Source organism: Micromonospora sp. NPDC049151 (assembly GCF_040648395.1).
Lineage (GTDB): Bacteria > Actinomycetota > Actinomycetes > Mycobacteriales > Micromonosporaceae > Micromonospora.
In genome coordinates this window covers 1-19,944 of sequence record NZ_JBEZDP010000012.1, presented here as the reverse complement: position 1 = coordinate 19,944, position 19,944 = coordinate 1, and the positions used below count along the sequence as shown (strand labels likewise).

General features: G+C 75.0%; 14 protein-coding genes and 1 riboswitch. Of the genes, 6 read left to right on the top strand and 8 right to left on the bottom strand.

The window, feature by feature from the left end; translation table 11 throughout:
- Positions 1-46 precede the first annotated feature (46 nt).
- Complete coding sequence (locus tag AB0B20_RS15885; protein ID WP_357387673.1) at positions 47-1,051, bottom strand: alpha-ketoacid dehydrogenase subunit beta; 1,005 nt, start codon at positions 1,049-1,051, stop codon at positions 47-49.
- Positions 1,051-2,250 carry a pyruvate dehydrogenase (acetyl-transferring) E1 component subunit alpha gene (gene pdhA, locus AB0B20_RS15880; protein ID WP_357387838.1) on the bottom strand — a complete coding sequence of 400 codons (1,200 nt, stop codon included), beginning with the start codon at positions 2,248-2,250 and terminating at the stop codon, positions 1,051-1,053. The genes AB0B20_RS15885 and pdhA overlap by 1 nt, the downstream gene beginning before the upstream one ends.
- Positions 2,251-2,322: 72 nt before the next feature.
- Here pdhA and AB0B20_RS15875 point away from each other — a divergent pair, with 72 nt between their 5' ends.
- Positions 2,323-2,829, top strand: a complete 507-nt coding sequence (locus tag AB0B20_RS15875; protein ID WP_013286599.1) for an Lrp/AsnC family transcriptional regulator — start codon at positions 2,323-2,325, stop codon at positions 2,827-2,829.
- Between the two features lie 5 nt (positions 2,830-2,834).
- Here AB0B20_RS15875 and AB0B20_RS15870 read toward each other — a convergent pair whose 3' ends face one another.
- Genes AB0B20_RS15870 through AB0B20_RS15845 form a run of 6 tightly spaced genes read right to left on the bottom strand, consistent with a single transcriptional unit; the run spans position 2,835 to position 14,106 of the window.
- Positions 2,835-3,815 carry a DNA primase small subunit domain-containing protein gene (locus AB0B20_RS15870; protein WP_357471278.1) on the bottom strand — a complete coding sequence of 327 codons (981 nt, stop codon included), beginning with the start codon at positions 3,813-3,815 and terminating at the stop codon, positions 2,835-2,837.
- 34 nt (positions 3,816-3,849) lie between these two features.
- Positions 3,850-5,892, bottom strand: coding sequence for an SWIM zinc finger family protein (locus AB0B20_RS15865; protein ID WP_357471276.1), 2,043 nt, complete (start codon positions 5,890-5,892; stop codon positions 3,850-3,852).
- Between the two features lie 9 nt (positions 5,893-5,901).
- Positions 5,902-7,014 (bottom strand): VWA domain-containing protein, encoded by a 1,113-nt coding sequence (locus tag AB0B20_RS15860; RefSeq protein ID WP_357471273.1) that lies wholly within the window; start codon positions 7,012-7,014, stop codon positions 5,902-5,904.
- The gene (locus tag AB0B20_RS15855; RefSeq protein WP_357471270.1) at positions 7,011-9,335 is read right to left on the bottom strand and encodes a DUF5682 family protein; all 2,325 of its coding nucleotides are present in this window, start codon (positions 9,333-9,335) and stop codon (positions 7,011-7,013) included. Before AB0B20_RS15855 ends, AB0B20_RS15860 begins: the two co-directional genes overlap by 4 nt.
- Positions 9,332-10,435: an AAA family ATPase gene (locus AB0B20_RS15850; protein ID WP_357471267.1), complete on the bottom strand. Its 1,104-nt coding sequence runs from the start codon at positions 10,433-10,435 to the stop codon at positions 9,332-9,334. Before AB0B20_RS15850 ends, AB0B20_RS15855 begins: the two co-directional genes overlap by 4 nt.
- A complete protein-coding gene (locus tag AB0B20_RS15845; protein WP_357471263.1) occupies positions 10,432-14,106 on the bottom strand; it encodes a DUF4132 domain-containing protein in 3,675 nt (1,224 codons plus the stop codon). Before AB0B20_RS15845 ends, AB0B20_RS15850 begins: the two co-directional genes overlap by 4 nt.
- A gap of 262 nt (positions 14,107-14,368) precedes the next feature.
- Here AB0B20_RS15845 and AB0B20_RS15840 point away from each other — a divergent pair, with 262 nt between their 5' ends.
- From AB0B20_RS15840 to AB0B20_RS15820, 5 genes are all read left to right on the top strand, one after another.
- Positions 14,369-15,100, top strand: a complete 732-nt coding sequence (locus tag AB0B20_RS15840; RefSeq protein WP_357387687.1) for a histidine phosphatase family protein — start codon at positions 14,369-14,371, stop codon at positions 15,098-15,100.
- Positions 15,084-15,947: an NAD(P)H-hydrate dehydratase gene (locus tag AB0B20_RS15835; protein ID WP_357387689.1), complete on the top strand. Its 864-nt coding sequence runs from the start codon at positions 15,084-15,086 to the stop codon at positions 15,945-15,947. The genes AB0B20_RS15840 and AB0B20_RS15835 overlap by 17 nt, the downstream gene beginning before the upstream one ends.
- 148 nt (positions 15,948-16,095) lie before the next feature.
- Positions 16,096-17,580 (top strand): S8 family serine peptidase, encoded by a 1,485-nt coding sequence (locus AB0B20_RS15830; RefSeq protein ID WP_357387691.1) that lies wholly within the window; start codon positions 16,096-16,098, stop codon positions 17,578-17,580.
- A gap of 106 nt (positions 17,581-17,686) precedes the next feature.
- Entirely contained in the window at positions 17,687-18,187 is a 501-nt protein-coding gene (locus AB0B20_RS15825; RefSeq protein WP_357387693.1) for a hemerythrin domain-containing protein, read from the top strand.
- Between the two features lie 181 nt (positions 18,188-18,368).
- Positions 18,369-18,458: riboswitch (ZMP/ZTP riboswitch) on the top strand.
- A gap of 18 nt (positions 18,459-18,476) precedes the next feature.
- Positions 18,477-19,934: a glycine hydroxymethyltransferase gene (locus AB0B20_RS15820; protein WP_357471259.1), complete on the top strand. Its 1,458-nt coding sequence runs from the start codon at positions 18,477-18,479 to the stop codon at positions 19,932-19,934.
- The last annotated feature ends 10 nt before the right edge of the window (positions 19,935-19,944 follow it).

The window sequence follows — 19,944 nt, the reverse complement described above, 5'->3', positions numbered from 1 at the left end:
TGACCGGGCATGCCCTCACGGCCCTCGCTCCGCTCGGTGCGTTCGGTCATGCCGCCACCCACCGCGTGTCGGGCTGGTCGTCCCACTGGAGCCGGGCCACGGTGTCCAGCACCCGGTCGACCGAGGGCAGGTGGGTGTGCTCCAGCATCGGCGCCGGGTACGGGATGTCCAGCCCGGACACCCGCAGCACCGGGGCGTGCAGCGCGTGGAAGCAGCGTTCCTGCACCCGGGCGGCGATCTCCGCGCCGACCCCGGCGAAGCCCTGCGCCTCCTGGATCACCACGCACCGGCCGGTACGGCGTACCGAGGCGGTGACTGTCGCGTCGTCGAACGGCACGATGCTGCGGACGTCGACGACCTCCAGGTCCCAGCCCTCCTCGCGGGCGGCCTCGGCGGCAGCGAGCGCGACAGGCACCGCCGGCCCGTACGCGACGAGCGTGGCGTCGGTTCCGGGGCGGCGCACCACGGCGGTGCCGAGCGGCGCGGTACGGGCCGGCAGCTCCGCCTCGGCGCTGGTGAAGTAGAGCTTCTTGGGCTCCAGGAACACCACCGGGTCGGGGTCGTCGATGGCGGCGCGCAGCAGCGAGTACGCGTCGTCCACGGTGGCCGGCGTGACCACCTTCAGGCCGGGGGTGTGCGCGTAGTACGCCTCGGACGAGTCGCAGTGGTGCTCCACGCCGCCGATGCCACCGGCGTACGGCACCCGGATGACGATCGGCACGCTGAGCGCGCCACGGGTGCGGTTGCGCAGCTTCGCCACGTGTGAGGCGATCTGCTCGAACGCCGGGTACGCGAACGCGTCGAACTGCATCTCCACCACCGGCCGCAGCCCGGACATGGCCAGGCCGACGGCGAACCCGACGATGCCGGCCTCGGCGAGCGGGGTGTCGAAGCAGCGCTTGTCGCCGAAGCGGGCCTGCAGCCCGTCGGTGATCCGGAAGACGCCGCCGAGCTGGCCGACGTCCTCGCCGAACACGACGACCCGCTCGTCGTCGAGCATCGCGTCGGCGAGCGCCGCGTTGAGCGCCTTCGCCATGGTCATGGTGGCCATCAGGCGTCCCCCTCCGCGTCGGCGGCCAGCTCGGCCCGGACCATCTCGCGCTGCTCGACGAGTTGCGGCGTCGGCTCGGCGTACACGTGGTCGAACAGGCTCAGCGGGTCGACTGTGGGCTGGTCGTCCATCCGGCGGCGCAGCGCGGCGGCGTACTCCTCGGCCTCCGCCGCGACGGCCGCGACGGCGGCGTCGTCGAGCGCGCCCTTGGCCCGCAGGTACGCCTCGAGCCGGGCGATCGGGTCGCGGTCGCGCCACGCCTCGACCTCGTCGGCGTCGCGGTAGCGGGTCTGGTCGTCGGCGTTTGTGTGCGGCTCCATCCGGTACGTGTGCGCCTCGACCAGGTAGGGGCCCTTGCCGGCGCGGGCGTGCGCGACGGCGCGTTCCAGCACGGCCAGGACGGCCACCGGGTCGTTGCCGTCGACCTGCTCGCTGGGTACGCCGTAGCCGACGCCCTTGTAGGCGAGGCTCGGCGCGGCGGTCTGCCGCGACAGCGGCACGCTGATCGCGTACTTGTTGTTCTGCACCAGGTAGACCACCGGCGCCTTGAACACGGCGGCGAAGTTGATGCCCTCGTGGAAGTCGCCCTCGCTGGTGGCGCCGTCGCCGATGAACGCCAGCGCCACTGTGTCGCGGCCCTGGTACGACTCGCCGTAGGCCAGCCCGGCGGCGTGCACGCACTGGGTGGCAAGCGGCGTGCACTGCGGCGCGGTACGGGTGGCAGCCGGGTCGTACCCGCAGTGCCAGTCGCCGCGCAGCAGCGTGAGCACCTCGACCGGGTCGAGGCCGCGCGCGGTGAGCGCCATCGACTCGCGGTAGGTGGGGAACACCCAGTCGCTGTCGCGCAGCGCGAGGACGCCGCCGATCTGGCACGCCTCCTGGCCACGCGCGGACGGGTAGACGGCGAGGCGGCCCTGCTTGGTGAGCGCGGTGGCCTGCACGTCGAAGCGGCGGCCGACGACCATCCGCCGGTACATCTCGCGCAGCGTCTCGACCGGCGGCTCCGGGTAGTCGTCGCGGGCCGGCAGCGGGGTCCCGTCGGGTTCGAGCAGCCGGACCGGCTCCCGCTGCGGCATGAAGCCCGCCGACGGGTCGGGTGCGGCCGGGGTGGACTTCCGGCGGGTGCGCGGGGATGCCCTGCGGACCGCCTGGGGTGTGGTCGTCACGGCGGGGACCTCCTGGACGTGTGGTGGCCCTATGCTCCCGGTCGTGGATGATTGACTCAACATGCGGGATGAACGCGGGACGAATGGCATGGGAGGGTGGCCGAGGTGAGCCAGGAGACCGGCGCCACACCGGGCGCGGCGGGCGGAACGGGACGTTCGGCCGGGCCGCTGGACGAGGTGGATCGGCGGATCCTGCGCGAGCTGGTCCGCGACGCCCGCACCTCCATCCGTACGCTCGCCGAACGGGTGCACGTCTCGCGCACAAACGCGTACGCCCGGGTGGAGCGGCTGCTGCGCGACGGGGTGCTGACCGGGTTCACCGCGCGGGTCGCGCCGGAGCCGGCCGGGCTGGGCACCTCGGCGTACATCGCGCTGACCATCGAGCAGAACACCTGGCGGGAGGTCTCCGCCGAGCTGGCCCGGGTGCGCTACATCGAGCACGCGGCGCTGCTCAGCGGCGAACACGACGTCCTCGCGCTGGTCCGCGCGCCGGACAACGCGACGCTGCGGGACGTGGTGCTGGACCGGGTGCAGAGCATCGCCGGGGTGCTGTCCACCCGCACCTGGCTCGTGTTCGAGGAGTTCGACGGCACGCAGAGCCCCTGGGACTGACCGCCTCAGCGTTCCGGCGGCGGCTCCAGCCCTTCGGCGTCGGCCCGCTCCAGCAGGGGTGCCAGCGAGTACCGCCGCCCGTCCAGCCCGGCGTGCGGGTCGCCGCGCCCAGCGAACCGCGCGGGCATGCTGACCACGTCGAAGTCCTCCGGGCGGGCCTCGTCCAGCTCGGACCAGTCCAGCGGCGCCGAGACCAGCGCCGCAGGTGTGGGCCGGATCGAGTACGCCGACGTCATGGTGTGGTCGCGTGCCATCTGGTTGTAGTCGACGAAGACCGGCCGGTCCCGCTGGTCGCGCCACCAGGTGGTGGTGACCAGGTCGGGCAGGCGGCGCCGCATCTCCAGGCCCAGCGCCAGCACCGCGCGCCGGCACTCGCCGAAGCTCCAGCGCGGCTCGATGGAGACGTAGACGTGGATGCCGCGCCCGCCGGTGGTCTTCGGGAAGCCCTCCAGGCCCAGCTCGGTCAGGAACGCGCGCACCTCGTGGGCCACCGGCACCACCTGCGCGAAGTCGACACCCGGCATCGGGTCGAGGTCGATGCGCAGCTGGTCGGGGTGTTCCACGTCGTCCCTGGACACCGGCCAGGGGTGGAACCGCAGCGTGCCCAGGTTGGCCGCCCAGATCACCACCGCAAGCTCGCTCGGTGCCACCTCGTCGGCGGTACGGCCACTGGGGAACGTGATGTGCGCGGTGCGCACCCAGTCGGGCGCACCGGCCGGGAGCCGCTTCTGGTAGAACGCGTCGCCCTTGTTTGTCTGCCGGGTGGCCACCTTGGCACCCTCGAAGACGCCGCGCGGCCAGCGTTCCAGCATGGTCGGCCGGTCCCGCAACGCGCGCAGGATGCCGTCGCCGACGGACAGGAAGTAGTTGACCACGTCCAGCTTGGTCAGCCCGCGCTCCGGGAAGTAGGGCTTGTCGGGGCTGGAGACGCGGACCAGCCGCTCCCCCACCTGGATCTCCTGCGCCGCCGTGGTCGCCACCGTCACACCGTAGCGACCGGGCGGGACGATGGGGGCCGGCTCACCGGGACTCCGCCGTCACCGACAGCCGGATCCAGGCGTCCACCCAGGCCCGTACCGCCGATTCGCCGGGGTCGGCGCCGAGCATTCCGGCCAGCCCGGCCAGCGTCGAGCCGCAGCGGTCCAGACCGACCCCGGCGAGCCCGGCCGCCGTCGCGCGCAGCCGGTCCGGGAAGGCCACCGGCAGGTGCCGCAGACCGGTGTGCGCGGCCTGCGCGAGCAGCGCCGACGCCGCACCCAGCGCGGCGGCGACCGGGTCGGGCCGGGCGTCGACCGCGCCGGCCAGCCGCCCGTCGCCCACCCCGGGTGCCAGATCGGGTACGACCACCGCGTCGGCGACCACCGCCAGTGGCTCGACGACGAGGCCGTCCGCGCCCCGGCGCACAGTTCCGCTGACATAGCGCGGCGGTCCGTGTGTGCCGTCCAGCGCGGCCGCGAGCGCGTCGAGTGCGCCAGGGGCGGCGGCGTGATGGGTGGCGGTGACAGTCGCCGTGCCACCGTCGGCCCCGGTCACCGTGGCGTCGAGGCGCTGCTCACCTGCCGCGTACCCGATGGCACGCACCTCACCGAGCGCGAGCACCCGCACCGCCTCGGCGGCGGTGCGGGGGCGCAGCAGCCGGGGTGGCCGCCCGGCCAGCTCGGCGGCGAGCGCGTCCGGGTCGCGGGCGACCAGGCCGGGCGGCAGGCCGGACCACTCCCCCGCGCCGGGCGTGACTGTGGTGCGGGACAGCCGGCCGGCGGCGAACCGGAGCCGGTGCGCGGCGCTGCGCACCGCCGACTCGGAGACCACGTTGCCGGTGGCGAGCGCGCCGAGCGTGGCGCCGGTGACCCGCCGCCCGGCCAGCTCGTGCCCGGTGGGCGGGCCGTCCTCGGTGACCGGGTAGGCGCGGCGCAGCACCAGCACCGAGACGGCCGCCGGGTGGGCGAGCACCACGTCCACGCCCACCTCGCCGCCGCCGCACCGGACCCGGGCGCCGAGGCCGGTCAGCCGTACCCGCCGCAGCGGCGTCTCCGCCGGCTCGTGGGTGCCCAGCACCCGCTCCGCCGGGGTGGCGCCGGCGTTCACCACCGCGCGCCGCCGGGCGGGCAGCTCGGCGAGCAGGTCGGCGAACGTCTCCGGCCGGTACCGGGCGCCGCGTGCCGCGTACGCCTCCAGCTGCCCCGCCAGGTCCTCCACCGCCAGCAGCGGCCAGCGCAGACCGGCCGCGTCGAGGTCACGCCGGACCGCAGCGAGCCGGGCGTCCACGCCGGAGCCCAGGTGCGCGGCCCCGGTCAGCAGCACATCCGAGGCGAGCGCCACCGCCGCGTCCAGCGCCGGATGCTCCGTCACGGTGACGGTGCCGCCGACACGTACCTGGGCCTCCTGACGGGCCGGGTGTTCCCGGTCGGCCGCCCGGCACGCCCACACCGCGAGCGCGATCGACTCGCCGCCGTCGTCGGCCGCGTCGCCGCGCGCGTACCCGATCTGGCCGGGCACCAGGAACCGGACGGTGCCGGCGGGCAGCTCCACGCGCGGGACCGGGTCGGCGGCGTCCGGCCGGTGGACCACGGCGGTGTAGCCGCGCCGCAGCCGTCGTCTCGCGGCGGTGAGCGCCGGGGCGCCGATCGCGGCGGCCAGTTCCTCGTCGGTGACATCGCCCGGCGACCAGCGCCACGGCTCGCTCCCGGCCCCGGCGTCCTCCCGGCCCGGTGCGACCTCCCGGCCCGGCGCGGCGTCGTGGCCCGGCGCGGCAACCCGGTCGGGCGCGGCCCCGCGACCCGGGGCGTCGGCGTGCGTGCGCTGGTAGGTCAGCACGACGGCGAGCAGGTGCCGGCACACGCCCGGCGCGGGGCAGGAGCAGGTCCCGGCCGCCAGGCCACCGCCCACGGGCAGCGTCAGCGTCACCCCGTCCGGGTACGCGGCGCGCACCGCGCCGTCGGCGTCCTCGGTGAGCGCCGGCCGCTCACCGGCGTCGACCTCCCGGATGGCGCGTTTCACCAGGCCACGATTGCTCAGCGCGGCAAGCACGTCCGGGGTGAGCGCGATCAGGTCGTCACGGGTCATCCGGTCCCCCTACCGGCCCACGTGTTCGGCCACGAACGCGGCCAGCTCACCCGGCGTCATGGCGCCTACCGCCGCACCCACGTCGGCCAGCCGTTGCGCGGTGGCCCTGTCGTACGCCGGGTCGGCCTCCTCGTCCAGCGCGGCGAGGGCCAGCACGTGTGTGCCCTGCTCCACGAGCTGCCGCACCGACCGGACCAGACGCCCGGCGTCGCCGCCCTCGTAGAAGTCGGACACCAGCGCGACGATGGCCCGGCGCGGGTTCTCCACCAGTTGCGCCCCGTACGCGACCGCGCGGGCGATGTCGGTGCCGCCTCCGAGCTGCACCTTCATCAGCAGCTTTACCGGGTCGTCCACGTCGGAGGTCAGGTCGACCACGTCGGTGTCGAACGCGACCAGGTGGGTCCGCACGCCCGGCAGCCCCCACAGGCAGGCGGCGGTCACCGCGGCGTGGATCACCGAGCCGAGCATCGAACCGGACTGGTCCACCAGCAGGATCACCTGCCAGCGGTCCAGGTGGCGGCGGGTGCGGGAGAAGAAGTGCGGCTGCCGTACGTGCAGCCGGCGCTCGTCCGGCCGCCAGTGCGCCAGGTTCGCCCGGATGGTGCGCCGTACGTCGAAGTTGCGGGCCTGGCGGAACCGGCTGGGACGTCGCGCCCGCGGCCCGGCGAACGACTGCCGCACCTCGGCGGCCAGCCGCTCCACCAGTTGCCGCACCACCGTCTCGACCAGCTTGCGGGCCAGCCGCAGCACCTGCGGGTCCATCAGGTGCTTGGTGCGCAGCACCGCGTGCAGCAGCGTCGGGTTCGGCTCGACCCGGGCCAGCACCGCCGGGTCGGTGACGACCTCGTGGATGCCGTACCGCTCGACCGCGTCGCGTTCCAGCCGCTGCACCGTCTCCTTCGGGAACAGCCGGGTGATGCCGTCCAGCCAGTCCACTGTGGTCAGGCTGGACGGGCCGGACCCGCCGCGCCGCACGTCGCGGCGGCCGAGTTCGGCGTCCCGGCCGTAGAGCCAGTCCAGCGCGGCGTCCCGGCCGGCCGCCTCGGCCGACAGGCCGCCCAGGCTGTCCTGCGCGGCGTCGCCGAGCACCAGCCGCCAGCGTTCCCGCATCGGGTCGGTCACGTCCGGTCCCCCTCCCACAGCCCCTCCCGGGTCAGCACCGCGTCGACCCGCTCCTCCACCGCGCGGGCGGCGGCCACCAGCAGCGGGTCGGCGTCCAGCCGCAGCAGGTCACCGGAGGGCGCGTCTCCGCCGTGCAGCGCCTGCACGTGCCGGGCCACCTCCGCCCGCTCCCGGGGCGGGAACCAGCCGAACGCCTGCCGCAACGCGGGCAGCGCCACCAGGAAGTCGTGCGCGCCCATCGCGGCGAGCAGCTCGTCCACCACTGCCAGCAGCGCCGCGTCACCGGACACGACCTCCTCCCGGGCCAGCGCGAACAGCCCGGACAGCCAGTCCCCGAGCGTGTCCGGCGCGGCCACGGCCCGGACCGCGCGGGCCGCGTCCGGCACGTCCCCCAACGACCAGGCCAGGCCCAGCGCCGCGCCGCGCAGGTCCGGCGGGGCCGCCGCGTCGGCCGCCACCCGCCCCGCCACTGCGAGCGCGCCGTCCCGGTCGAGCCCGAGCGCCGGTCCGGCGTGGCGGACCGCGTCGCGGACCGCGACGAGCGCGGTCAGCCGTCCCGGGTCGGCCGGTGCGGCAGCCGCCCGCACGCCCTCGACGAGCCAGAGCGCGCGGCGTACGGCGGCGGTGATCAGCGCGCCCAGCGGGGCGGTCCCGGCGCTGCCGAGCAGCCCGTCGTGCCGCCACAGGGCCAGCGCCACGGCCAGCGCCCGGCCCAGCGCCCGCAGGTCGGTGACCGAGCCGGTGGCGCGGGCGATCGCGGTGAGCGTCCGGGTGGAGTGCTCGGGCAGCCCCGCCAGCGCGGTGTCGAACAGCGTCGTGGCGAGCGCGTCGACGTCGGCGCCGAGCAGCGTCACCCGCTCCTCGATCCGGGCGGTGACGGCGTCCAGGACGGTCGGCCCGTACCCGCCGGCCTCGATCACCCGGGCCAGCCGGTCCGCCGACGGCGCGGGCGACCAGCGTTCGGTGAGCAGCGCGTCCGCGCCCACGCGTGGGCCGTGCTCGCGCGTGTGGCCGGGTACGTCCAGCAGCCGCAGCCGGTGCAGCAGGCGGCTGCGGGCCAGGTCGTCGGCGACTGTCAGGTCCAGTTCGACCGCCTCGTGCGGATCGATGCGGTGCCGTTCCAGTTCCGCGTCGACGTCGTGCACGAGCGGCGGCAGCGGCGTGTCCGGATGCAGGCGGCCCACCCGGTCGCCGCTGAGCGCGGCCACCATCTCCACGACCACCGGGTGCGCGCCGGGCGTCAGGGTGCCCCGGGTCGCCCACGGCAGCGGCTGGTCGAGCGCGTCGGTGACCAGCGCGGAGACCAGCCCGTCGAGCACGTCGACGCGGCCCGGGTGGGCGTGGCCGCGCAGCCGGGCGAGACCACCGGCCATCGTCCGGGCGGCGATCAGGTCGGCGGTGGAGACGGGCTGCCGCCGGGCGCGCAGCCGGGCCGCCACCACCTCGGTGAGCGCCTCGGCGGCCCGGCGCGGGCCGTCCTCCCAGACCCGCTGGTAGTACGCCGGGGACGGCATCCCGGACTGGTAGCCGACGAACGCGTCGAGCCGCCGGAACGAGTACGGCACGAGGTAGCTGCCCGCCACCGCGTCAGGCGCCGGGGCGGGCACCTCCGGCCAGTCGTCCTCCTCCGGCCCAGCGCTGTTCGGGCCGGCGCTGTCCGGGCCGGCGGTCAGCCGGACCAGGGCGGGACGGTGGAAGCCGCCGGTCACCACCAGCACCGGACGGCCGGCGGCCCGGCGGCGGGCGGCGCGTACCCAGCGGGCCATGTACGCCTCGCGGGCGGTGTCGTCCTCCCCCGCCGCCGACTCGCCGCGCAGCACGTCGAAGTACGTGTCCAGCCGCTCGGCCAGCCCGTCGTCGGGGCCGATCTCGAACAGGTGGTCCCAGAGCGCGTCCACGTTGTCCACGGCCAGGGTGGCGCAGAGCCGGCGCACCGCCTCGGCGTACCGCTGGTCGGCGTCGGCGTACCGGTTGGCGCGGTCGCTCAGCGCGGGATGCCACGCGGGCAGGTCGATGAAGCGCACCCGCGCGCCCACCTCCCGACCGGCGGTCAGCGCCACCCACTCCGGCGAGTACGCGCAGAACGGGCTCCAGGACGCGTGCCGCCGGGTGCCGTCGCGGTACGCGGTGAACACGGCGATCGGCAGCTCGTGGTCTCCCAGCAGCTCGTCCATCCGCCCGTTCAGGTCCGCCGGCCCCTCCACCAGCACGTACGCCGGCCGCAGCCGGGCCACGGTTTCGGCGACCAGCCGGGCGCAGGCCGGACTGTGGTGCCGGACGCCGAGGAACGTGACGCCGCCGGGCGCCTCGACGGCGCTCACCCGGGCAGCAGGTGCCGGGCGTCGTGCACCGCCCGCCACTGCGCCCCGGAGCGGCGGGACACCTGCTGCTCCAGGTAGCGGCGCAGCCGGGCCAGGTCCTCCGCGTCGTCCTTCGCGGCGGTGCCGGCCAGGCAGGCGACCAGGTCGGCGGCGTCACCGGGCTCGCCGCGCAGGAACCAGCCGCGCAGCCCGACCGCGTGCGCCACCGACACCGCCTCGGCGGTGCTCATCACCGCGGACAGCCGTTCCATCGCGTCGCCGCGCTCGGTGATCCCGGTCCGCAGCTCCCGGAACGTGGTGACCAGCACCTCCAGCAGGTCCCGCCGGGGCGGCACCGTCACGCCGGAGCGCCGCAGCAACTCGCCCGCCTCGGCCTCGACCAGCTCCAGCTCGGTGCCGAGATCGGGGATCGGGAAGACGGTCTCGAAGTTGAACCGCCGCTTCAGCGCGGCGCTCATCTCGTTGACGCCCCGGTCCCTGGTGTTAGCGGTGGCGATCACGTTGAACCCCTCGCGGGCGAAGACCATGGCGTCGGCGCCCGGCAGCTCCGGGATGGCGAGCACCCGGTCGGACAACGGGGAGAGGAGGCAGTCCTGCACCTCCAGCGGACAGCGGGTGATCTCCTCGAAGCGGACCACCCGCCCCTCGGCCATGCCGCGCAGCAGCGGCGCCGGCACCAGCGCGCGCGGCGACGGTCCGTCCGCCACCAGCAGCGCGTAGTTCCACGAGTAGCGGATCTGGTCCTCGGTGGTCGCCGCGCCGCCCTGGATGGTCAGCGTGGAGTCGCCGCTCACCGCTGCCGCGAGCAGCTCCGACAGCAGCGACTTCGCGGTGCCCGGCTCGCCGACGAGCATCAGCCCGCGGCTGGTCGCCAGCGCCACCAGCGCCCGGTCGATCAGCGACGGGTCCCCGACGAACTTGCGCCGGATCCCGGCCGCCGGGTCGCCGAGGATGAAGCGGCGCGCGGCGCGCAGGCTCAGCCGCCAGCCCGGCGGGCGCGGATCGCCGTCGGCGGCGGCCAGCGCGGCCAGCTCGTCGGCGTACCGCACCTCGGCCGGGGGCCGCTGCGCCCGCTCGACGGCCGGGTCGAGCGCGGTCACCGGGTCACCTCCGCCAGGTCGCGCAGCACCTCGGAGACGGTGACGTCGTCCAGGTCGCGGAGGCGGACCTTGCCGCCGCGCTGGAACCAGTCGCCGTACGGCACGTCGTTGACCCAGATCGCCTCGATCTTCTGGTCGGGGAACATGTCCACCAGGCCGACCGCGATGCCGGGGTCGAGATCGATCACCACGGCCCGGCCGCCGGGGACCTCGCGTTCCAGCCAGCTCTGGATGCCGGCATCCTGCGGTGAGCCGCGCCGCCAGCCCCGCCGTTCCAGGCTGAGCAGCCGGCCGGCCGGGACGGTGACGCCCATGTGCCGGTGCAGCAGCTTCTCCTTACGCTCGGCCTCGTCCAGCCGGTACACCTCGCGGCCGAGCTGCGGGAAGGGCTGGAGGATCTCGTAGTCGGCGAACACCTCCGCCCAGGCCGGCACCGCCGCGCCGAGGCGCAGCGGGTGCGCGATGGTGACAGTGGCGTCGTCCGGCAGCGCGTACGTCTCGTCGTCGACGTCGGCGAGCGTGCGGTCCTCGGCCACCCGGAACGCGGTGCCCACCTGCCCGGCGCCGTCCACTGTGGCCCACACCAGCCGGCGCACGACGTGCCACAGCAGCGGGTGGGACAGGAAGTAGCGGCGGAAGTCCGCGGCCGGCCAGCGCCGCCCGGTCACCATGGCCGTCTCGAACCGGCGGATCTGGTCGGCGGCGAGCGTGCGCACGTCCTTCTTCAGCCCGGCGAAACGCTTGTGCGCGGCGGGCGCCAGCGTGGCGTCGTCCCGGGCGCCGGGCTTGGGCAGGTCCTTGCGGCGGGCGCCCGCCCCGTCCACCACGTACGGCTTGAGCTGCTCGTCGAAGCCGACGGTGAACCGGCGCGGCCCGTAGTCGAGGACCAGGCTGCCGTCGGCGTCCAGCCCGAGGTCGGGCACCAGCCGGTCGCCGAGCTGCTCGGGCGTCAGGCCCAGCCCGTCGGCGACCTCGCCGACCTTGCGCGCCGCCTGCTCCCGCAAGCCACGGAACTTCACCTTCTGCGAAATGCTGTAGAGGTGCATCAGCGCCACGTCGGTGCCGATCTGCGCCAGCACCTCAAGGCCGGTGACCGCCCGCGCGTGCTGGCTCTCGCCCGGCCAGGCCCGCACCAGCGGCGCGAGCCGCCGGGCGGTCGAGTCGTCGCCGAGCAGCCCCAGCGCGGTGAACACCCAGCCGTCCTTCGACGGCGCGCCGGCGCCCTGCCAGCTCTCGAACAGCCCCCAGACGAGCTCGGCCAGGGAGTCGGCGTCGCACACCGCGCGGACGACCTCCACTCCCGGGTACGGCTCGCCGGGCGCGGAGATGGCGAGCATGGTGCAGAGATGGCGTACCGCCTCGGCGGGCAGCGCCGCCGAGCGGTCCCGCAGCAGCACCTGCGGCAGCACCGCCGGGTCCAGCCACGCCGGCAGGCTCGGCATCCGGGCCGGGAGCTGGGCCAGCGGGTCGGCGTCGAGCATCGCGGTGGCGGCGGCGAGCGCCTCCTCGCCGTGCTCCCGGGCCACGCCGAGGAGCACGTCGCGGTGCTCCGCGGCGACCAGGCGCAACGCCCGCTCGGCGGCCCGACGGCGCGGCCCGGGCGTGCCCAGGGCGGCCGGCAGCAGCGCCCGCGTGGCGTACTCCGGGTGCCGCCGCAGCCAGGCCCGGGCGACCGGGCGGGCCGTCTTGAGCCGATCGAGCCAGTCGGCCATCAGGTCGGCCACCTCACCGTCGGCGTACGGCAGCAGCACCTCGCCGACGCTCTTCGGCGCGGTACGGGCCAGGTGCAGCGCGGTGGGCAGCGCGTCCAGCTCGTAGCGCCCGGCGAGGCGGGACATCCACTCGTCGGCGCCCCAGGACTCGGTGGGCCGCCAGGCCGGCAGCAGCGGCCGGGCCAGCTCCTCGGTGGCCCGGACGAAGAAGTGGATCATCGCGTGCCCTCCGGCTCGCCCGGCGGCGACCTCGGCGGCCAGCACGCTCAGGTCGTCGCCCCGCCACCAGCCGGACCAGCGGGGCACGACAGCGGCCCACCGCTCCCGCTCGCCCGGCAGCCAGGCCGTGGCGGACCCGGCGGGCCGGCCCAGCCCGTCCACCACCGGCGGGGTGGTTCGTGAACGCCGCACCGTCCAGGGCGGGGACACGAGCACCGGCGGCAGCCGGTCCGGCCCGGCCACGGGCAGCGCGGACGCCTCGTCACGGACCCTCTTGAGGAGTTCCCGCCGCGCCGGATCCAGCGCTGGCAGCGCCGCCTCGACGGCGGCCGGATTGGCCAGCACGTGGGCACGCAGCAGGGTGGCGGCCTCCCGCGAGGCCGGGCTGCGCCCCTCGGCGGCGGCGGCCAGCAGGCGTACGCCGCGCACCGGGAAGCGGCGCACCATCTCCAGTACGGCGGGCGGGACGTATCTGCGGTCCAGCCGGTCGAGCAGCACCGTCATCGGCTCGTCGCCGGGCAGGGCGGCGAGCAGCGACACGAGCATCCTGTGCCCGTCCGAGCGGGTGTGCTCGTGGTCGAACCACCCGCCCAGCACAGGCGCTATCGGCGGTCCGACCGCTTCCGTGGCGGTGACCGCGAACGCGTGGTCCTGCGTCAACCGGTACACCGACAGCGAGTCGGCGAGGGCGTGGATCGCGTCCGCGTCGTCGACGGCGCACACCAGCAGCCCGGCCAGCGTCTGCCCGCCAGCCCGGGACACGGCGGCGACGTCGTCGGCCACCCACTCCCGTTCGGTGGGCAGCAGGAAGGACGTGACCACCCGTTGCGGCAACGAGCCGGACCGGTACGGGGCGAGCGCGGCGCGGGCCGCGGCGTAGTCGGCGTCGCCGGCCGCCGCGAGGTGCGCGCGGACCCGGCGCAGCACGGCCTGGCGCAGGTGCCAGTGGCCGAAGTGTTCCGGATCCTTCTTCTCCGCGCGGCGCAGCGGAAGCGAGGGCGTCGACCCGCCTGTCACCATGCTCACGGTGATCTGCTCGGTCGCGGCGACCGCCGCGCCGGCCGGGCCGAGATCGGCGACGAGCAGGTCGGCGAGGGCCACTCCCTGCTGGCTGCGGCCGTGGTAGCCGAGCCGCGCGACCACTGCCACCACCAGCGCGGCCCCGCCCAGCGGACCGGGCTCGCCGTCGAGGTAGCGGCGCAGCGCCGGGCCCAGCTCCGGGTCGTCGGTGTCCCGCGCGGTGACGGCGACCGGGTCGGCCACCGAGTCCAGCACCTTCCGGCCGGCGGCGCGACCCTTCGCGGCGGACGGGAGGGCCGGGCCGGGCGTGCCGCCCCGGCGCGGGATCAGCATCCGCCGCCAGGCGGCCGGAACCTCGAACACGTCCTCGTCCGGCAGCCCGCCTGCGGGCGACGTGGCCGGCGACGCCCCGGCCGGGCCGCCACCGGTCGAACCCACACCGGCCGCTTCCGGGTCGTGGCTCGGCTCGGTCGGTTCGGCGGCGGGCACTCCGGTCTGCCCGGCGGCGGGCGCGGCGCTCGTCTCGGCGTACCCCTTGCGCAGTTTCTCCGCGATCAGCCGGTCGGCGTGCGCGGCGGCCTCGGCCGGCGAACCCAGCTCCTTGACCTGTGTGCGGCCCTGCGCGTCGAGGGATCCATAGCGGACCGTCACCGTCGCGTCGCGCTGCCCGACCGCCCAGAACTTGGCCGAACCGCCGCCCACGAACTCGAATCTGCGCACACCGTCTCCTTGATCGCCCGCAGTGTGCGGGGACCATAACCGGCCCCACCGACACCCGTGACGCCGCCGGGCGCGCTACTCGCCGCGCTGGGCGTCGCGGTCCGGGTCCGGGCCGCCCACCCGGCCGGCAGCAGTGCTCCCAGCACTGCCGTCAGCGGCCCGCGGGCCTCGTGAGTCCCGGTTCGCCGGAGGACTGAACGGCCGGGCGGCGCCACCCGTCCGGCACGGTTATCCCCGGTCGAGCCCGGGTACCGGGTGCCGCATGGCGGAGTTGGCATCGCTCTGGATCATCCGGCACGGCGAGAGCACGGCGAACGTGGCGGCCACGGCGGCCGAGACGTCCGGCGCCGAGCTGATCGACCTCACCCACCGGGACGCGGACGTGCCGCTGTCGACGACCGGCGAGGAGCAGGCGCGGGCGACCGGCCGCTGGCTGGCCGGGCTGCCGGAATCGAGGCGGCCGGAAGTGGCGGTGGTGTCGCCGTACCTGCGGGCGGTGCGCACGGCCGAGCTGGCGCTCGACGGCACCGGGATCCCGGCCCGCGTCGACGAGCGGCTGCGCGACCGGGAATTGGGCATCCTCGACGGGCTCACCGCCCACGGCGTGACCCGGCGCCACCCGGAGGAGGCGCAGCGGCGTACCCGGCTGGGCAAGTTCTACTACCGACCGCCCGGCGGCGAGTCGTGGACCGACGTGGCGCTGCGGCTGCGGGCGCTGCTCGGCGACCTGCGCCGCGACCACGACGGGGGCCGGGTGCTGCTGTTCGGCCACGACGCGCTGGTCTTCCTGCTGCGCTATCTGGTGGAAGGGCTCACCGAGGCGGAGCTGATGGCGCTGACCCGCGAGCACGTGATCGCCAACTGCTCGGTCACCGGCTGGCACGCCGACGACGCGGGACGGCTCGTGCCGGACGTGTTCAACGACATCGACCACCTGCACCGGCAGGGGGCGAAGCCCACCAGGGAGGACGAGGTAAATGCCGAGCCGGTCTGACGTGATCACCCCCGCGCTGCTGCGGGACTGGGCGCTGCCGGTGCCCACCGGCGGCAAGGAGGCGCGCGGCACCGTGCTGGTGGTCGGCGGCTCCCGGTTCACCCCCGGCGCGGTGCTGCTCGCCGGGGTGGCCGCGCTGCGCGCCGGGGCCGGGGTGCTCCAGCTCGCCGCGGCCGAGTCCACTGCGGCGTCGCTGAGCATCCAGGTGCCCGAGGCACTGGTGGTCGGCCTGCCGGAGACCGACGACGGCGCGGTGCGCGGTGACCCGGGGGACCGCCTCGGCGGCCTGGTCGCCGAGGCGGACGTGGTGGCTGTCGGCCCCGGGCTGAGGGACATCGACGCCACCGGAGAGCTGCTGCACCTGGTCCTGGACGCGGCCGGCCGGGAGACCGCGCTGGTGCTCGACGCGTACGCGCTCGGCGCGCTCAGCCACGCGCCGGACCTGCTGGCCGGCTCCGGCCGCAAGGTGGTGCTCACCCCCAACCTCACCGAGGCCCGGCACCTGCTGGGCCGCGACCCGGGCGACGACCTCGACGCCGAGGCGGTGGAACTGGCCGGCCGGTACGACGCGGTCGTCTCGCTGTACGGCCACATCGCGACCCCGGACGGCCGGGCCTGGCGGGAGGAGAGCGGGGACGCCGGCCTGGGCACCTCGGGCAGCGGCGACGTGCGGTCCGGCCTGCTCGCGGGCCTGCTCTCCCGGGGCGCCGACCCGGCGCAGGCGGCCTGCTGGGCGGCGTTCGCGCACGCGGTGAGCGGTCAGCGGCTGGTTCCCCGGTACGGGCGGATCGGCTTCCTGGCCCGGGAGCTGCTGGACGAGATCCCCTACACGATCGCCACCGTCTGACGATCCACTTCACCCCGCTCGCGCGGCGTGTAACACCCCGGAGGGTGGCGGCGCTGGTCCGGGCGAGGCCGGTACTTCGCCGTGCCTCCGCCCGGACCGCAGCCCGCCGAGGGATGCGGTCCACCCGCACGAACCCCTGGGAGTCTGTGTGAACAACCTCCGTCGCAAGACACTCGCCGCGGCGTCGGCAGTGACGCTCGGCGCCGGGCTCGCCCTCGTGGGCGGCACGGCACCGGCCGCGGCCGTCGGCCCGGAAACCTCTTATCTGGTGCTCGCCCCGCAGGGCAACAGCACCGCCAAGGCCGCCGCCCGCGTGGCGGCCGCCGACGGCACCGTGGTGGCCGCGTACGACAAGATCGGCGTGCTGGTCGTGCGCTCGTCCGCCCCGGACTTCGCCACCCGCGTGGCGGGCGCCGGCGTCGAGTCGGTCGCCTCCACCGCCGGCCTGGGCACCGCCCTGAACGAGGGCGAGACGGTCGAGGTGCCGGCCGCCGCCGTCGCCGCGGCCACCGGCGACCCGACCGCCGAGCCGCTCTACGGCCAGCAGTGGGACATGGACATGATCCGCGTCCCGCAGGCGCACTCGGTCACCGGCGGCAGCCCGTCGGTGGTCGTGGGTGTGCTGGACAGCGGCATCTCCAGCAGCCACCCGGACCTGGCGACCCAGATCGCCAGGGACAAGAGCGCCTCCTGCGTGGGCGGCGTCCCGAACACCGCCGAGGCCGCGTGGAACCCCACCACCAGCGACCACGGCACCCACGTCGCCGGCACCATCGCCGCCGCCGTGAACGGCGTCGGGGTCACCGGTGTCGCCCCGGGCGTCAAGGTGGCCGCCGTCAAGGTGGTCAACGACGACGGCTACATCTTCCCGGAGGCGGCGGTCTGCGGGTTCATGTGGGCCGCCGAGCACGGCATGCGGCTCACCAACAACAGCTACTACATCGACCCGTGGGAGCTGAACTGCCGCAACGACGCGCGTCAGCGCCCGGTGTGGAAGGCCGTGCAGCGGGCCCTGCGCTACTCGCAGTCCCAGGGTGTGCTGCACGTCGCGTCGGCCGGCAACTCGAACTACGACCTGGCCCACAAGATCACCGACACCGGCAGCCCGAACAACGGCACGCCGGAGGAGCGGGAGAACCTGACGAACGCCTGCCTCGACCTGCCGGCCGAGGCCCCGGGCGTGGTGACCGTCGCCGCCGTCGGCCCGACCGGTGAGAAGAGCTACTACTCCTCGTACGGCCAGGGCGTGATCGACGTGACCGCGCCGGGTGGCGACACCCGGTTCCGGACCCAGGGCGCCCGCTCGACGTCCACCGACGGCATCCTGTCCACCACCTTCAACACCGTCACCCGCACCAACGGGTGGGGCTACAAGCAGGGCACCTCGATGTCCGGCCCGCACGCCACCGGCGTCGCGGCGCTGGCGCTGTCCGCGCACCCGGGCATGACCCCGGGTCAGCTCTCCTCCTTCCTGGAGCGCACGGCGGTGGCGAAGCCCTGCCCGTCGGGCGTCTACAACCCGGTGCCGCTGATCCCGGCGGGCCCAAACGCGTACGACGCGACCTGCTCCGGCGGGAACCGCAACGGTTTCTACGGCGCCGGCGTCGTCGACGCGTACAACGCGGTCAAGTAACCCGAACCCGCGTGGACCGGGCCCGGCGAGCACGCCGGGCCCGGTCCGTTTGTCCTGGTCGGGTGCCGGGTAGGGGGGCACCGTCAGCCGACTTAGGAGGTAACCGGTGTCCACCGACGCGATCGTCCTGCTCAAGGAGGACCACAAGGAGATCCGCCGTCTGTTCAAGGCTTTCCAGGAGGCCGAGGAGGGACCGGCGAGCAAGCGCGGGAAGATCGTCAAGCAGATCCTCGAAGCCCTGACGGTGCACACCTACCTGGAGAACGAGGTGATGTACCCGGAGGTCCGCAAGCTGGTGCCCGAGGTCGAGGACGACGTCCTGGAGTCGTACGAGGAGCACCACGTCGCCGACGTGCTCTGCTTCGAGCTGTTCACCATGGACGCCGACGACGAGCGGTACAACGCCAAGACGACGGTGCTGATCGAGAACGTCCTGCACCACATCGAGGAGGAGGAGCAGGAGTGGTTCCCGAAGGTCCGCGAGGCGCTCGGCCGTAACCAGCTCCAGGAGATCGGCCAGCGGATGCTGGACCTGCGCCCGAAGGCCCCGAAGACGCCGACCGCCCCCAAGGCGCTGAAGAAGTCGCTGGACGCCGTGGTCGCCTGACACCGGCACCGCGAGGCTAGCGGGACCGCCAGCTCGTACCCGATGCCGCCGGACGCGCCGGTCACCACGGCGAGCGGCCGTCCGGTGCTCGGTGTGGTCATGGTCGTGTCTCCTCTCCCCGGGCCGGGCCGGGGCCGACGGGCGGCCCAACCCCGCAGCTCCCGGCCGGGCCGGTAGGATCGGCACGGGCCGTGACTGGCGCGTGGAGATGGAGCACCATCGGGGAGCGGCCTCGTCATGAGGACGCATGCCGAGCGCCTGGGCCTTCCGCACGTCATCTGGAGGTCGCATGTCGCGCAACGCCGAGTCCACCGCCTTCCGCAGCGCGCTCGAGGTCGTCCGCGGCGTCGAGCCGCGTGTGGCCGACGCCATCGCCGCGGAACTGGCCGACCAGCGCGAGTCGCTCAAGCTCATCGCCAGCGAGAACTACGCCTCCCCCGCGACGCTGCTGGCCATGGGCAACTGGTTCAGCGACAAGTACGCCGAGGGCACCGTCGGGCGCCGGTTCTACGCCGGCTGCCAGAACGTCGACACCGTCGAGGCGCTCGCCGCGGAGCACGCCCGGGAGCTGTTCGGCGCGTCCCACGCGTACGTGCAGCCGCACTCGGGCATCGACGCCAACCTGGTCGCCTTCTGGGCGATCCTGGCCGACCGGGTCGAGTCCCCCGCGCTGCGCAAGGCGCAGGCCCGGCAGGTGAACGACCTCACCGAGGCGGACTGGTTCGCGCTGCGCCGCGAGCTGGGCAACCAGCGGATGCTCGGCATGTCGCTTGATGCCGGCGGGCACCTCACCCACGGCTTCCGGCCGAACATCTCCGGCAAGATGTTCGACCAGCGCAGCTACGGCACCGACCCGGCCACCGGCCTGATCGACTACGACCGGGTGGCCGAGGCGGCCCGCGAGTTCAAGCCGCTGATCCTGGTCGCCGGTTACTCCGCGTACCCGCGGAAGGTCAACTTCCGGATCATGCGGGAGATCGCCGACTCGGTCGGCGCCACCTTCATGGTCGACATGGCCCACTTCGCCGGGCTGGTCGCCGGCAAGGTCTTCACCGGCGACTTCGACCCGGTGCCGCACGCGCACATCGTCACCACCACCACCCACAAGTCGCTGCGCGGCCCGCGCGGCGGCATGGTGCTCTGCGGCCCGGAGCTCGCCGACCAGGTCGACCGGGGCTGCCCGATGGTGCTCGGCGGGCCGCTGCCGCACGTGATGGCCGCCAAGGCCGTGGCGCTGGCCGAGGCACGCCGCCCCGACTTCGCCGACTACGCCCAGCGGATCGTGGACAACGCGCAGGCGCTCGCCGACGGGTTGCTGCGGCGCGGCGCCACGCTGGTCACCGGCGGCACCGACAACCACCTGGTGCTCATCGACGTGTCCGGGTACGGCCTGACCGGCCGGCAGGCCGAGCAGGCGCTGCTGGACTCGGGCATCGTGACCAACCGCAACTCGGTGCCGCAGGACCCGAACGGCGCCTGGTACACCTCCGGCATCCGCATCGGCACCCCGGCGCTGACCACCCGAGGGCTCGGCGCCGCCGAGATGGACGCCACCGCCGAGCTGATCCACACCGTGCTCAGCCAGACCACGCCGGGCACCGGGCCGGACGGCGCGGCGTCGAAGGCGAAGTACGTGCTGGACCCGGCCGTCGCCGAGTCCGTCGTGCCGTCACGCTTGAGGACCTGCTCCCGGGTGTTGCAGGTGCCGGTGATGGTGATCCAGTGCGGGAACAGGTCCCGCGAGTAGCCGGCCGTCG